The sequence below is a fragment of the Nostoc sp. genome (assembly GCF_036917635.1).
GTDB lineage: Bacteria > Cyanobacteriota > Cyanobacteriia > Cyanobacteriales > Nostocaceae > Nostoc.
In genome coordinates this window covers 17,529-31,048 of record NZ_JBALCW010000008.1, presented here as the reverse complement: position 1 = coordinate 31,048, position 13,520 = coordinate 17,529, and the positions used below count along the sequence as shown (strand labels likewise).

Here is a 13,520-nt window from a genome sequence, read left to right as displayed (position 1 = left end):
TAACACTTGGTAATTATTAAGACTGCTTAGAAGCTAATCGCTTACGGGCTAGAGTAACTGCTTTGACATTCTCGGTAATTATAGCTACTTGTCCACAGAATCCAACTAGATTACTCATTCCTTCCATTTTTCCAGCATCGTTTTCTTTGTATGAAACTATACTTACCATAAAAGCAGTGACAAATACATATCCAAGAATTTTCAGATTATTTACTCCTCTGTTGAGATAAATCATAGCAGCAGGGACAAGAAAAAATGTTAATATACCAGCAACTACAGGGCTTTTTTCTGCTAGTTCTTCAGTTCTCCTTATATCTCTTTTAGTGGGCAGGAAAGGATTCCAAGGAGAATCTGGGGTTTGGTTTTGATTAAAGTCAGTCGCCATTTTTTTCAGTATTTTTACAAGTATGTGGTTAGCTTAAATACCTTAATGATTCAACAGAAACATCATTCTTGGCTTCAGAGTCAACACGGTTTTTATTTACAATTTTTTGTGAGATGAAGAAGTAAAATTACTGTTAAAAAATACTAAAAAGTATAAAGAGGCGATCGCTGACTACAACGGTTAAACTAGATAAATTAGCGCGTGTACGCACTATAATTGAACTGCAAGGCAGCTGCACGCAGAGAAACATGGAAAAACTTGATCGCATCACCCTTAATCCTAATATTTGCTTGGGGCAACCGACTATTCGGGGTATGCGAATCACTGTTAGTGTCATCCTCAAGATGCTAGCGAATAGTAAGTCAGTGGCAGACGTATTACAAGCCTATCCAGAACTAGAAGCTGAAGATATTCAGCAGGCACTCAAATACGCCGCTTGGGTTGTTTCCGATCAAATTCAGATAGTCCCAACTGCTTGACGAATATCTGTGATATCATGTCCGTTTAATTACTTATTAAATCAAAACTACGCTTCGTCTTCCCTTTGCAAGGGGAGGGGCTGGGGGTGGGGTGAAATGATTGTGAGAATCATAACTAATTATGCGGACATAGTATGACTGATATCAGGCTATTAGCAGACATGAATATTTCACCTCAGACTGTAGCTGCGTTGCAAGGGGAAGGATGGGATATTATTCGAGTCTCTGATGTTTTGCCTGCAACTACATCCGATTTGGAAATCTTAGAATTTGCCCGCCAGGAAAATAGAGTTGTTATAACTCAAGATTTAGACTTTTCTATGTTGCTAGCCTTGGGAGGCTACAGTCAACCAAGCTTAGTCACGTTGAGATTATCATTAACTGACCCAGACATCATTACTAAAAGGCTCATGAACACAATTTCTCAAGTACAACAAATACTTAGGGAAGGTGGTGCTGTAACTATAGAAGATGCTAGTGTACGTACCCGTAGATTGCCGATGAGATAATTTGTAGTTACAGAGGCCATCCTAGTAAAACCTCAACTTACAGCGATTTTCAGGTAAATGAACCACAAATAGACCTCACTTCCATTCCTCTCTCCTACGAGGAGAGAGGCTTTGATTTTCTCCCCTTCCCTTGCAGGGAAGGGGCTGGGGGTTAGGTCTTATAATTGTGGTCTAAATACATGAAAACTGCTGTAAGTTGATTGTGACTGAATCATCCACACTAAAATACCTAGGACTTGCTCTACTGGACTAATTAAATATTCAGTTAAATCAATAGTTACAGTGCTGTCCTCTAACTTTAGGAACGTCCACAAGTTACCACTAGTAACACTACCGTAGATAGTAGCAATCGGTTTTTCGTATTTAGAATTAAACCTTTGGGCGGCGATCATTTCTGCAATACACTGCCCCAAACCACCTTTAAGATTTTCCTTTTTGGCTTCCACTATCACCACTGCTGGGGCTTCAATAAATAACTGTTCTGGCGAAAGGCTAATTAGAAAATCGCAAAATCCCACCAGTCCAACTTCTGGTTCAACATTAAATTCTTCTCCAGAAAAAAAACTGATTTGTCTGTTGAGAATTTTTCGGACTTCAAACAATATTGGGCTGATAATCAATTCTGATCTAGCTTTTTCAGAACCCATTGCAATTGCTAACTGGATACTTTCTGCTAAAAATTCAGCCAGCAGAGGACTCGGTGAAATTGGTTCTATAGGAGGTAAAAATCGCCCACCTTCAACTAGGATAAGATTAAAGTCTTGTTTTACTTTTCTTAAAGAAAACTCTCTATAGGACATTAACTTAAGTGTCTTTTAGTGACATCCCCTCTCCTTTTCGGAGAGGGGTTGGGGGTGAGGTTAAGCCGGATAAATCCGTAATCTTCTATTTGGTTCTTCACCAAAACTATGCGACTTGAGGCGATAATGTTCTACCAACTCATGTTGCATTTTCCGAACTTGGGGAGAACGCGGCAATAACTCCACTGGCTGTCCTTTGGGAATCACAATTTGCTCAACAGCAAGTCTAGCTTCTTCCAAGGCATCCATTTCATCATCGCTACCATTGTGCAAAAACAGTTGCAATTCTAGGTCATCGGCCATTTCGGGATCGTCCATGTTCAGCAATCGCCGCAAACCACGGGTAATTTGGGGAATGGTGCTGGACTTAATCATGTGGATGGGTACATGACGGGCTTTGGCCATTTGGCGTAATTTGGCGTGGTTTTTGACGTGCGATCGCAGTGCTAAAATTGCATCAGCACTATCTATATCTTTTGTCAAGACCACGGGCAAAGTTAACACACTAATCACCTGTTCGAGTTGATGGCGGCTAACCCCATAAGGATAAACGTGCAGGGGCAAATCTTCACCATTTGGCCCAGGCTGTCTGGTAGCAGCATCAAAATCAATGGTCTCAGAATAATTGAAGGATTCATCCAGCAAACGGTCAAACTCACTGCGCCCAGTCACCCGCTCTACAGGCAATTGCGGCAGTGCTACCATTTGTCCAGATGAACGCCAGCCATTAGACGGTCGCGCCGGTGGGAAAGATTCTTCCACTGTCGCTAGCTGTCCACCGCGACCATTGACAACAGCTAACTGCCTTGTAACAGCGATTTTACCTTGGTCATCAACGGTTCTTGTTTGTGGGGTAGCCTGACGCCCCCGCAGCAGATTATCTACTGTGTCAGCTACGCTTTCGTGTACTGTCCAGCGTTGGCGCTCCAACATTTCCACAGCAATCTCGAAGGTAGGAGGGGCTTTCCGCTCCAAAACAGTCTTTTGAGAACCTCGCCGTCTAGCTTCATCGTCTCCCAGCGTCACTGCTTGGATACCCCCAACTAAATCAGCCAAGGTGGGGTTTTTTATCAGATTTTCGATCTGATTCCCGTGGGCAGTACCTACCAACTGTACACCCCGTTCGGCAATGGTACGAGCCGCTAAAGCTTCCAGTTCTGTGCCAATTTCATCAATGACGATGACTTCTGGCATGTGGTTTTCCACTGCCTCAATCATCACCTGATGCTGTTGATCTGGATGAGCCACTTGCATCCGCCGAGCGCGACCAATGGCGGGGTGAGCAACATCACCATCCCCAGCAATTTCGTTGGAGGTGTCAATAATCACTACCCGTTTATGCAGATCGTCCGCCAAAACACGGGCAATTTCCCGTAAGGCAGTAGTTTTGCCCACGCCTGGACGCCCCAGCATGAGAATCGATTTACCAGTTTCTACCAAATCGCGGATCATGCCAATGGTTCCGAATACCGCTCGACCAACGCGACAGGTCAAGCCAATAATCTTACCCGTGCGGTTGCGGATGGCGCTGATCCGATGCAAAGTTTGCTCAATTCCTGCTCGATTATCTCCGCCAAAGATTCCAACTCGTTGAATACAATCATCTATCTGTTCTTGAGTAACAGGTACTTCACTCAGATACTCAGCTTGATTAGGAAACCGAGCCTCTGGGCGACGACCCAAATCCAAGACCACTTCTACTAAACTATCTCGTTTGGGATGACTCTCTAGTACTTGTTGCAGGTCTTGGGGCAAAATATCTAATAACTTTTGGAGATCGTCTGTAATCGTCATGCTTTCTATTGGTGACGGAAACAACGTAAATCAATACTTTCGGTCTTCGCTCTTTCTTAGATGCTCATCCTAATGCTCAAAACATATAGCGATTAGCGCTCGTACTGTGACTTTATCTGGGAAACGAGAGAATGGGCAAGTTTTACAGCTTGCCAAAGTAATACATCATTTTCTTCGAGGCGAAGATTCGTTTGCACATTGGTGTTATTTACCTCCTTATTCTCTAACTGTTCAAGAATTGGTGACAGCAGTACGCGGGCGTAGCTACCGTAGGCGACCCCAGCGATGGAGGAGGGGGAGCAGGGAGCTATTAGCAGGGGGAAAAATTCTTCTCCTCTGCCCCCCGCCCCCTGGACCTCTGCCTCTTTGAGTAGTCCCATTGCCTTTAACTTAGCAACGGTATAGCTATTTGTCCCGCCTGCTAACTGCACATATCCTGGTAACTCAGCTGCCAAAACTTTTTGCCCTAATTTCACCGCGGCTATTGTGGTGCCATCGCCAATATCACCACTCATGGGACGACCGTCGGTTTGCCAAATTAAGGCACTCTTGAGTGGGCTAATCAGGTCATATACTGCTCTTAGGTAGTCAATCATCCCCTCGCCATCAGGACAACTGATAGCTAATAGCTTTAATTGATCAGCCCACGGTGAAATTGCCTGCCATAATTGCTTAAATTCTGTCAACCGCCCGACTTTTGTATGGATTTCTACGGCATCTACTCCCGTTGAGATTACCAATGGCGCGATCGCTCCGGGCGTTGACATATATGAATTTGTATCAATTATACCATAAGGACAAACTGGTATACAACGACCGCAGCCATAGCACTTTTGTGATATTACTCCCGAAAAGTTTTCTTTATTATTAAACACGATTGCTTGTGCCGGACAAATCCGTTCACAGGGTCTAGGGCAGTCTCTAGGACACTCAGTAGGATTAAATTCTGCTTTCCGAAAATGGGGATCTTCTCCATCGTTCAGGCTTACCATCAAAAAGGGTGAGTTGCCTTTGTAGCTAAAGCCTCGCTTTTGAGCATCCGTAGCCAGAGATTTAGCTACAAGTAGCCCTGCTTGCGCTGCTGCAATTACGGCTGGATCAGCTGCAACATCTATGCAGTCAGCGCCCGCCAAAGTATAGGCTAACGTTAAACTTCTGACTGCCGGTAAATGCTGGAAGCTGGCTCCGCAGATCAGCTTGAACCAGTCACCTTGTTTGAGAGATTGTAAAGGGGCGAACAGATCAGTCACTATTCTATTATGCGTTTATGCGACTAAAAATAGTAGTCTGTAATCAAGAAAAAGTCCGGATTTCTTGATTTAGGGCTTCGGGCAAAATAGTTAAGAGTTAAGAGTTAGGAGTTAGGAGTTTGGAGTTAGGAGTTAGGAGTTTGGAGTTTGGAGTTAGGAGTTGGGAGTTAGGAGTTAAGTAAGTGGGCGCAAATAATTATCACTGGCTCGTAGTTGCGCTAAAGCGCAAGAGGGCGCAACTACGAGCCAAATACAGAGATTTTACTTTTCGTTACATAGGTAGGTTTTATCTTGCCTACCTACTTAGGAGTTAGGAGTTAGGAGTTTGGAGTTAGGAGTTAGGAGTTAGGAGTTAGGAGTTTGGAGTTTGGAGTTTGGAGTTATTCCAATATTGTGTAGGTTTTGCCTAAAAAATAACTCCAATGTAGGTTGGGGAGCCACTCATCTGCCGGGGTTCCATGAGTGAAGTTGCGTTTGAGGAACAAAGGATTGAGTACTTATACGTAGGTTAAAAGCTAAAAATTACAATTAATGCAGCAGCTAAAACAGCTACAGGAACAACAAAAGTTGATTGGAGCGATCGCTCTTGATATTCTCAAGTCCAAAAAGTTTCAAGATATCCTTGCTACAAGTGTCCAAGAAGTCCGCCAGTTACTCAAGGCCGATCGCGTGTTGGTGTATCAATTTACCGATCAGATGCGGGGTAAGGTGGTGGCAGAGTCGATTTTACCCCAATGGACAACAACCTTGGGACTGGAGATTGAACAAGAGGAAAGGGAGCATTTTCAGCATAGCCAAGGGGAAGAATACTGCCAAGGAAAAATCTCGACAGCGACGAATATCTACGAAGCTGGTTTAAGCGATCGCCATATTCAATTGGAACAGTTTCAAGTCAAGGCAAATTTAGTTGTGCCTATTTTGTTAGAGAACCAAGGGATAGCAGCTGAATGGGGGTTATTCATCGTGCATCAATTTTCTGCCCCCCGCGAATGGCAAACATTTGAGGTAGAATTCCTTAACCAACTGACGGTGCAACTAGCGATCGCTATCCAACAAGCCCAACTTCACGACAACCTACAAACCCTCAAGACTGAGTTAGAAGCCAAACTGGAGGAACGCACTACTGCACTACAGGAAAGCGATCGCCGATTCCGGGCAATTTTCAATAACACTTTCCAATTAACAGGACTGCTAACGCCAGATGGTATTTTATTGGAGGCGACCCAGACTGCGCTAAGTTTTGGCGGACTTAAGCTTGAAGATGTGATTAATCGCCCTTTTTGGGAAGCACACTGGTGGACGATTTCACCTCAAACTCAACAAGAATTAAAACAAGCGATCGCTCGTGCAGCTCAAGGAGAATTTGTCCGCTATGAAGTTGATGTTCTCGGCGCAAATAACCGAGTAGCAACAATCGATTTTTCACTGCGTCCGTTGCCAAACGAGACAGGCCAAGTTGTTTTGTTGATTCCAGAAGGGCGAGATATCACCGAACGCAAAGCAACAGAACTCGCCTTGTCTGAACGTGAAGTCATGTTGTACTTGATTGGAAATAATCTGTCCAATGGCGCAGTTTATCGGGTGATCCGCGAATTGGATGGTAGCGATCGCTTTTCTTACCTGAGTCGGGGAATTGAAAGACTAATGGAAGTCTTGCTAGAAGATGCACTCAAAGATTCATCTCTGCTTTATCGCCAGTTTATCCCAGAGGATATCCCCCGCCTACAAGCAGCCGTTGCAGAGTCTTGCCTGAATCTGTCTGTATTTGATATTCAACTGCGAATCCGAACGCCCAGTGGTAAACTCAAATGGTTTCATTTTCGCTCTACACCACATCAGTTGAAAGATGGGCGTGTGGTTTGGGATGGATTGGTGATAGATGTCACCGATCTCAAGCGCAGTGAAGAAATACTACGCAAAAGTCAAACCCTGCTAGAAGAATCGCAGCGAGTTGCTGGTCTTGGTAATTGGGAGTTTGAACTTGCTAGTGGCAAAATTACCTGGTCGAAGGGGCTTTTTGACCTCTTCAATCGAGAACCCGCACTACTTGAGCCAAATTATCAGGAAAATCTGCAATTGTATCACCCTGAAGATGGGGAGAAATTGCACCAAGTTGTTGAGCAAGCGATCGCCACTGGTGAATCCTACAAAGAAATTCTCCGTGTACCCCAGCCAGATGGTTCTCATCGCTACTTTGAGGCCATTGGACATGCAGAATTGAACGCCGATGGACAGGTAATCCGCCTTTATGGTACTGCCCAAGATGTCACCGGACAGGAAGTTGCATTGCGCGATCGCCAAAAAGCTGAAGAAACATTACGCCAAAGTCAAGAACGTTGGCAATTAGCGATCGCAGGTACTAATGAAGCAATTTGGGATTGGGATATAACTACTAATGAAACCTTCCGGTCTGAGCGTTGGTTCACAATCTTGGGATATGAACCCAACGAAATCAGCGATTGCGATGATGAGTGGAGTACTCGCATTCATGCTGATGATTATACCAGAGTAATGGCTGCACAAGAAGCTTATTTGCTTCGGCAAGTTGCCGATTATAATGTTGAGTATCGTCTGCGGTGCAAAGATGGCAATTATCGCTGGTTGCGATCGCGGGCCAAAGGTATCTGGAATCAGCAAGGAAATCCAGTTCGATTGGTCGGTTCACTTGGAGACATTAGCGAACGCAAACAAGCTGAGGAAAAACTCCGAGAAAGTGAAGAAAGATTACAATTAGCACTAGAAGCTTCTGGGGATGCTTTGTGGGACTGGAATATTCTCACTCAAGAGGTCTATTACAGCCCGCGCTATTTAGAAATGCTTGGATACAGTTTCGATGAACTTCCACAGGATTTTAGTACTTGGGAGCGATTAGTTCATCCAGACGATCTGCCTTGGGTTGAGAAAATCTTAGCAGATCACTTAAAGGATAATTCAGTCCTCTACAAATTTAACTATCGACTCCGAACTAAATCGGGCGAATGCAAATGGATTGCCAACTACGGTAAAGTTGTAATCCGAGATGGACAGGGTAACCCTTTGCGGATGACTGGTACTCATCGGGATATCAGCGATGTCTACGATGACCTTCGCTTACGCAAACAAACTGAAGCAGCCTTAGCCAGAAGTGAAGAACAACTCAGACTAACGTTAGAATTTAACCACATCGGTATCTGGGATTGGAATGTTAAAACAAATGAAGTTATCTGGAATGACAACCATTTTCGTTTGTTAGGTTTAGAGCCAGAAACATTAACAGCCAGCTATCAGCGATGGCGCGATCGGGTTCATCCAGAGGATGTTGACCGAATTGAACAAGCTTTATTAGATGCTTTAGCACAACATACTAATTTTGAAGGTGAATATCGAGCGATTTATCCCAATGGCAAAGTTCACTGGCTGATGGGGAAAGGACGCGGCATTTACAACGAAGCAGGTGAGGCTGTTCGGATGTTAGGGGTAATTATTGATATCAGCGATGTCTACGACGAGCTTCGCTTACGCAAGCAAGCAGAAGCAGCCCTGCAAGAAAGTGAAGCGCGGTTCCAGGCATTTATGAACAATAGCCCGGTGCTAGCTTGGATCACCGATCCAAACGGGCGTGTACTTTACTTAAACCAAACATCCCTGGATACATTCAAATTACTACCCGAACAGGTGATTGGACAATCCATTTTTGACCTCTACCCAGATGAAATTGCTCGGCAGCATTTTGATCGCATTCAGACCGTTATACAGACAAATCAGGTAATTGAGGCGATGGAAGTTGCTTCCCGACCAGACGGCACCCTTGGAGAGTTCTTGGTATATAAGTTCCCGATTGTGGGATTGTCTGCACAAAAGCTAGTGGGTAGGGTAGCGATCGACATCACAGAACGCAAGATTTTGGAGCGAGAACTGGCTCACAAGCAAAAGTTATTAGATACTTTTATGATTAACGCACCTGTTGGTATAACCATTCTTGATGGGGAACTGCGTTTTTCATTCATTAATGAAGCATTAGCAAAAATTAATGGCATTCCCGCAGCCGCCCATATTGGCAAGACACCGTGGGATGTTGTCCCTGATTTGGCACCAAAACAGGAGCAGGTGTTTCAACATGTTTTGAGAACGCGTGAACCGATTTTGGATTTAGAAATCAGTGGAGAAACCCCAAAATTCCCAGGTATAATCAGGACTTGGTTAGTTTCCTACTTTCCGATTCAGTCTGAAACCGATCAACCCATTAGCATAGGCATTGTTGTAGTTGAAATCAGCGATCGCAAACGTGCTGAACAGATGTTACAACTGCAAGCAGTGATTACCCGCAATATGGGAGAGGGAATTTGTCTAGCTCGTGCCACAGATGACGTGTTTGTTTACGCTAATCCTAAATTTGAGCAGATGTTTGGCTATGAATCTGGTGAATTAATCGGTCAGCATGTGTCGATTGTCAACTATGGTGATGAACATAATACACCTGAAGAAATTAACCAGGCAATTAAGACTGCTGTCTTGCAACACAAACAAGCAACCTATGAAGTTTATAATCTTAAAAAAGATGGCACTCCGTTCTGGTGTAGGGCGAAAGCTTGCATTTTTGAGCATCCTGAGTATGGAAGCGTCGTTGTCGCTGTCCAACAAGATATAACTGAGAATAAACAAGCAGAGGAAAAAATCAAAGCCTCTTTGAAAGAAAAGGAGGTATTACTCAAAGAAATTCACCATCGTGTTAAAAACAATTTAGGAATTGTCAGTAGTTTGCTGCAAATGCAGTGCAGACGCACAGAAGATCCTTTAGTAACTGCAATTTTGCGCGATAGCCAAAACCGCATTGCCTCCATTGCCTTGGTTCATGAAAAGTTATACCGCTCTGAAGACCTCGCTGATATTGATTTCGCTCAATACATCCCAGATTTAACAACTCATTTATTTGATTCCTATAATGTCAGTTCTAGCCAAATTCAACTGAAGATTCAAGTTGATAATATTAGCCTCGACATCGAAACCGCTATTCCCTGTGGTTTAATTATCAATGAACTGGTTTCCAATGCTTTAAAATACGCCTTTGTTGGTAATCGGAGAGGGGAAATTGAGGTTAAATTTTCTCAAGAATCAAAGTCTACTTTGACACTCGTTATCCGAGATAATGGTATTGGGTTACCTGAAAATTTTGATAGCAAGAAAGCTAAAACACTTGGTATAACCCTTATTCAGGGTTTAGTCAAGCAACTAAGAGCAAAGCTCGAAATTAACTCTCACCAGGGAACACAGTTCAAAATTACTTTTACAAACAGCCGGGCATGAACACGATTTGCATCCCATTAAATCTAGAGACAAAGGAGACAATTAGAATCCTTATTGTTGAAGATGAATACATTCTTGCAATTAATTTGCAAGAAAGTTTAGAGTCTATGGGATACACTGTTTTAGATATAGCCGATTCCGCAGAAGGGGCAGTTGTAAAAGCAACCGAATTACGCCCAAATCTGATTCTAATGGATATCAGGTTAAGCGGTGAAATGGACGGCATCCAGGCAGCAGAAGAAATTTGGCATAATTTGCAAATTCCTGCTATCTACGTCACTGGACACTCTGATAAGAGTACTGTAGATCGGGCAACGCTGACATCTCCCTTTGGATATATTCTTAAACCAATCAAGGAGCAAGAACTCTACGTTGCCATTCAAACAGCACTCAATTGTTACGATCGCGAGCAATTTTTGAGTTCTGTGCTTCGAGGAATGGGGGAGGGGGTGATTGTAGTCGATCTTCAGTTAACAATCAAGTACCTAAATCAGGTTGCTGAAGCATTGACAGGGTGGCGATGCGATGAAGCCAAGGGACAGATGTTAACCGAGGTATTCAAGCTTGTTGATGAACAAACTCAGATCCCCACCCAAAATCCAATTATCACAGCCCTGCAACAAGAAACTACTATCTATTTAGGCAATCGGATCTTACTAGTTGCTAGAGACGGAAAAACTATACCAGTAGCTGATAGCGCTACTTTGCTGAGAAATAATAATGGTGTAATTACAGGAGCTGTACTAGTTTTTCGGGATGACACACAACGACGACTAACTGAAGAACGCAATCTCGCAGCTGAACGTACCCAGCAACTAGAAATTCAAGTGGCAGAACTCCAACGCCTAAATCAGTTGAAAGAAGATTTTCTCGCAACCACTTCTCATGAAATGCGAACGCCTTTGTCAAACATCAAAATGACTATTTCCGTGCTAGAAAATCTTCTTGATCGGCAGGGGATCTTAAATTCAAACGAACTTTCCTTCTCTGAATCTATAAGCCGCTACTTAACTATCCTGCGGGAACAGTGCGAACAAGAGCTAGATTTAGTAGACAATTTACTATATATGCGAATGATTGATGCAGATGTCTATCCGTTGGAATTAACTTCAATTCAACTGCAAACTTGGCTGCCTCACGTTGCCGAGTATTTTGAGCAACAGGCTGGAGTTAGGCAACAGACTTTCCAAGTTAGTGTTCCTCCAAATTTATCACCTTTAGTAACAGACTTGGCTAGCTTGACCGAAATTGTCTCAGAGTTACTCAAAAATGCTTGTAAATTTACTCCTCCTAATGAACAGATTACGGTGAATGTTCGGCTAATCGACACCACAAAAAGTATTATAAATGAGAATGCTGAATCTGATATATTAAATAATCTTCAAGTTTCATTCTTTCAAATCATAATTAGCAATTCTGGGGTAATAATTCCTAAAAAAGAACAATCTCGGATCTTTGAGCCGTTTTACCGAATTCCTCAAAGCGATCGCTGGCAACATAGCGGTACAGGATTAGGTTTAGCATTAGTGAAGAAGTTAGTAGAATATCTCCAAGGCACAATTGAAGTTACCAGTTCTCAGGGCTGGACAACGTTCATAGTTCAACTGCCGTTAACCCTGTCAGAGTGATTAGTGATTTTTATAAGCAGGGGAGCAAGAACTGCCCTCTTCATTAACCGAGTTCGCTGTTGCTAAGGCTCTTGCTCAATGGGAATTTCCATCGCAAACTCTGCTCCTTGCCCAACAGAAGAAGTGCAGGTAATATTTCCTCGGTGTTTTTGGACAATAATCTGATAGCTAATCGATAATCCTAGCCCACTACCTTTCCCCACAGGTTTTGTGGTAAAAAATGGATCAAATAAACGCGATCGCAACGACTCTTCAATACCAGGGCCATTATCTGCGATCGCAATTTTGATCGTATTCAATGTCACCTCTGTATGAATCCGAATTTGGGGAGTAGGCAGTAGGGAGTAGGGAGTAGAAAATTGTTTCCCCACTCCCTCTTCTATTGCATCAATAGCATTATTCAACAGATGCATAAATACTTGGTTTAATTCACTCGCATAACAAGTAATTAAGGGCAATTTTCCATAATCTTTCACTACAACAATTGCGGGACGGTCTGCTGTTTCCCTGAGTCTATGTTGTAACATCACCAAAGTATTTTCCATGTCTTCGTGGATATTAACCTGCTTCATCTCTGCTTCATCATGCCGAGAAAAGTGTTGTAATGCTAGTACAATTTCCTGAATGCGATCAGATCCTCTATACATTGCACCTATCAGGTTTTGCAGATCCTTAATCATAAAATTCAGGTCTATATCTTTAGCTATTTGCTGAATTTTTGGTGTAGCTTTGGGATATTCCTGTTGATAAGCTTCGATCAGATTAATTAGGTCGTTCACATATTCACCAGCATATTGGAGATTCCCATAAATAAAACTGATGGGGTTATTAATCTCATGAGCAAGCCCGGCCACTAACTGTCCCAGCGCCACCATCTTTTCGTTCTGAATCTGTTGAACTTGAGAGGCTTTCAAGCCGTCAATAGCCTGTTGGAGTAATAAGTTTTTTTCTTGCAGTTTAACTTGAAGCATACGTAAATTAATCTGATTTTGAATTCGCAACACAACCTCTGCCCCATGAAAAGGTTTTGCAATATAATCTACACCACCAACATCAAAGGCTTTTACCTTATCTACAACATCATCTAGGGCGCTAATAAAAATTACTGGGACTTCACAAGTTTTCTCGTTAGCTTTCAACTGTTGACAAACTTGATAGCCATCCATATCGGGCATATTGATATCCAGCAAAATCACATCTGGCAAAACCATTTTGCAAGCAGTCAGTGCCATTTTACCGTTTAAAGCTTTGCGAACTTCAAAACCTTGTGCAGTCAACATCGCCGATAAAAGTCGCAAATTATCTGGGGTATCATCGACCACTAAAATATTTCTTTTATGATGGTTAGTTTGATTTAAATCCATTATGTATCAAAAGCTATATTTCTAAAAA

At 42.9% G+C, this 13,520-nt stretch carries 9 protein-coding genes; 4 read left to right on the top strand and 5 right to left on the bottom strand.

All coding sequences use genetic code 11. The annotated features are described in order from the left end of the window. Positions 1–16: 16 nt before the first annotated feature. The gene (locus V7K32_RS01095) at positions 17–385 is read right to left on the bottom strand and encodes a hypothetical protein (RefSeq protein ID WP_334989541.1); all 369 of its coding nucleotides are present in this window, start codon (positions 383–385) and stop codon (positions 17–19) included. Between the two features lie 248 nt (positions 386–633). On the opposite strand from V7K32_RS01095, the gene V7K32_RS01090 reads away from it, so the two are divergent. Both V7K32_RS01090 and V7K32_RS01085 read left to right on the top strand, forming a co-directional pair. Further along, entirely contained in the window at positions 634–864 is a 231-nt protein-coding gene (locus V7K32_RS01090; RefSeq protein WP_334989539.1) for a DUF433 domain-containing protein, read from the top strand. A 134-nt stretch (positions 865–998) separates the two neighbouring features. Beyond that, the gene (locus V7K32_RS01085) at positions 999–1,373 is read left to right on the top strand and encodes a DUF5615 family PIN-like protein (protein WP_334989537.1); all 375 of its coding nucleotides are present in this window, start codon (positions 999–1,001) and stop codon (positions 1,371–1,373) included. Positions 1,374–1,531: 158 nt separating this feature from the next. Here the strand turns inward: V7K32_RS01085 and V7K32_RS01080 are convergent, their stop codons facing one another. From V7K32_RS01080 to ldpA, 3 genes are all read right to left on the bottom strand, one after another. After that, complete coding sequence (locus tag V7K32_RS01080; protein ID WP_334989535.1) at positions 1,532–2,173, bottom strand: hypothetical protein; 642 nt, start codon at positions 2,171–2,173, stop codon at positions 1,532–1,534. Between the two features lie 60 nt (positions 2,174–2,233). Continuing rightward, on the bottom strand, positions 2,234–3,967 hold the full coding sequence (locus tag V7K32_RS01075; protein ID WP_334989533.1) for a R3H domain-containing nucleic acid-binding protein: 1,734 nt from the start codon (positions 3,965–3,967) through the stop codon (positions 2,234–2,236). 92 nt (positions 3,968–4,059) lie between these two features. Beyond that, entirely contained in the window at positions 4,060–5,217 is a 1,158-nt protein-coding gene (ldpA, locus tag V7K32_RS01070; protein ID WP_334989531.1) for a circadian clock protein LdpA, read from the bottom strand. A 531-nt stretch (positions 5,218–5,748) separates the two neighbouring features. Here ldpA and V7K32_RS01065 point away from each other — a divergent pair. Further along, on the top strand, positions 5,749–10,500 hold the full coding sequence (locus V7K32_RS01065) for a PAS domain-containing protein (protein WP_334989529.1): 4,752 nt from the start codon (positions 5,749–5,751) through the stop codon (positions 10,498–10,500). Next, positions 10,497–12,128 (top strand): hybrid sensor histidine kinase/response regulator, encoded by a 1,632-nt coding sequence (locus V7K32_RS01060; RefSeq protein WP_334989527.1) that lies wholly within the window; start codon positions 10,497–10,499, stop codon positions 12,126–12,128. The genes V7K32_RS01065 and V7K32_RS01060 overlap by 4 nt, the downstream gene beginning before the upstream one ends. A 62-nt stretch (positions 12,129–12,190) precedes the next feature. Here the strand turns inward: V7K32_RS01060 and V7K32_RS01055 are convergent, their stop codons facing one another. Beyond that, entirely contained in the window at positions 12,191–13,492 is a 1,302-nt protein-coding gene (locus V7K32_RS01055) for a hybrid sensor histidine kinase/response regulator (protein WP_334989525.1), read from the bottom strand. Positions 13,493–13,520: the final 28 nt, after the last annotated feature.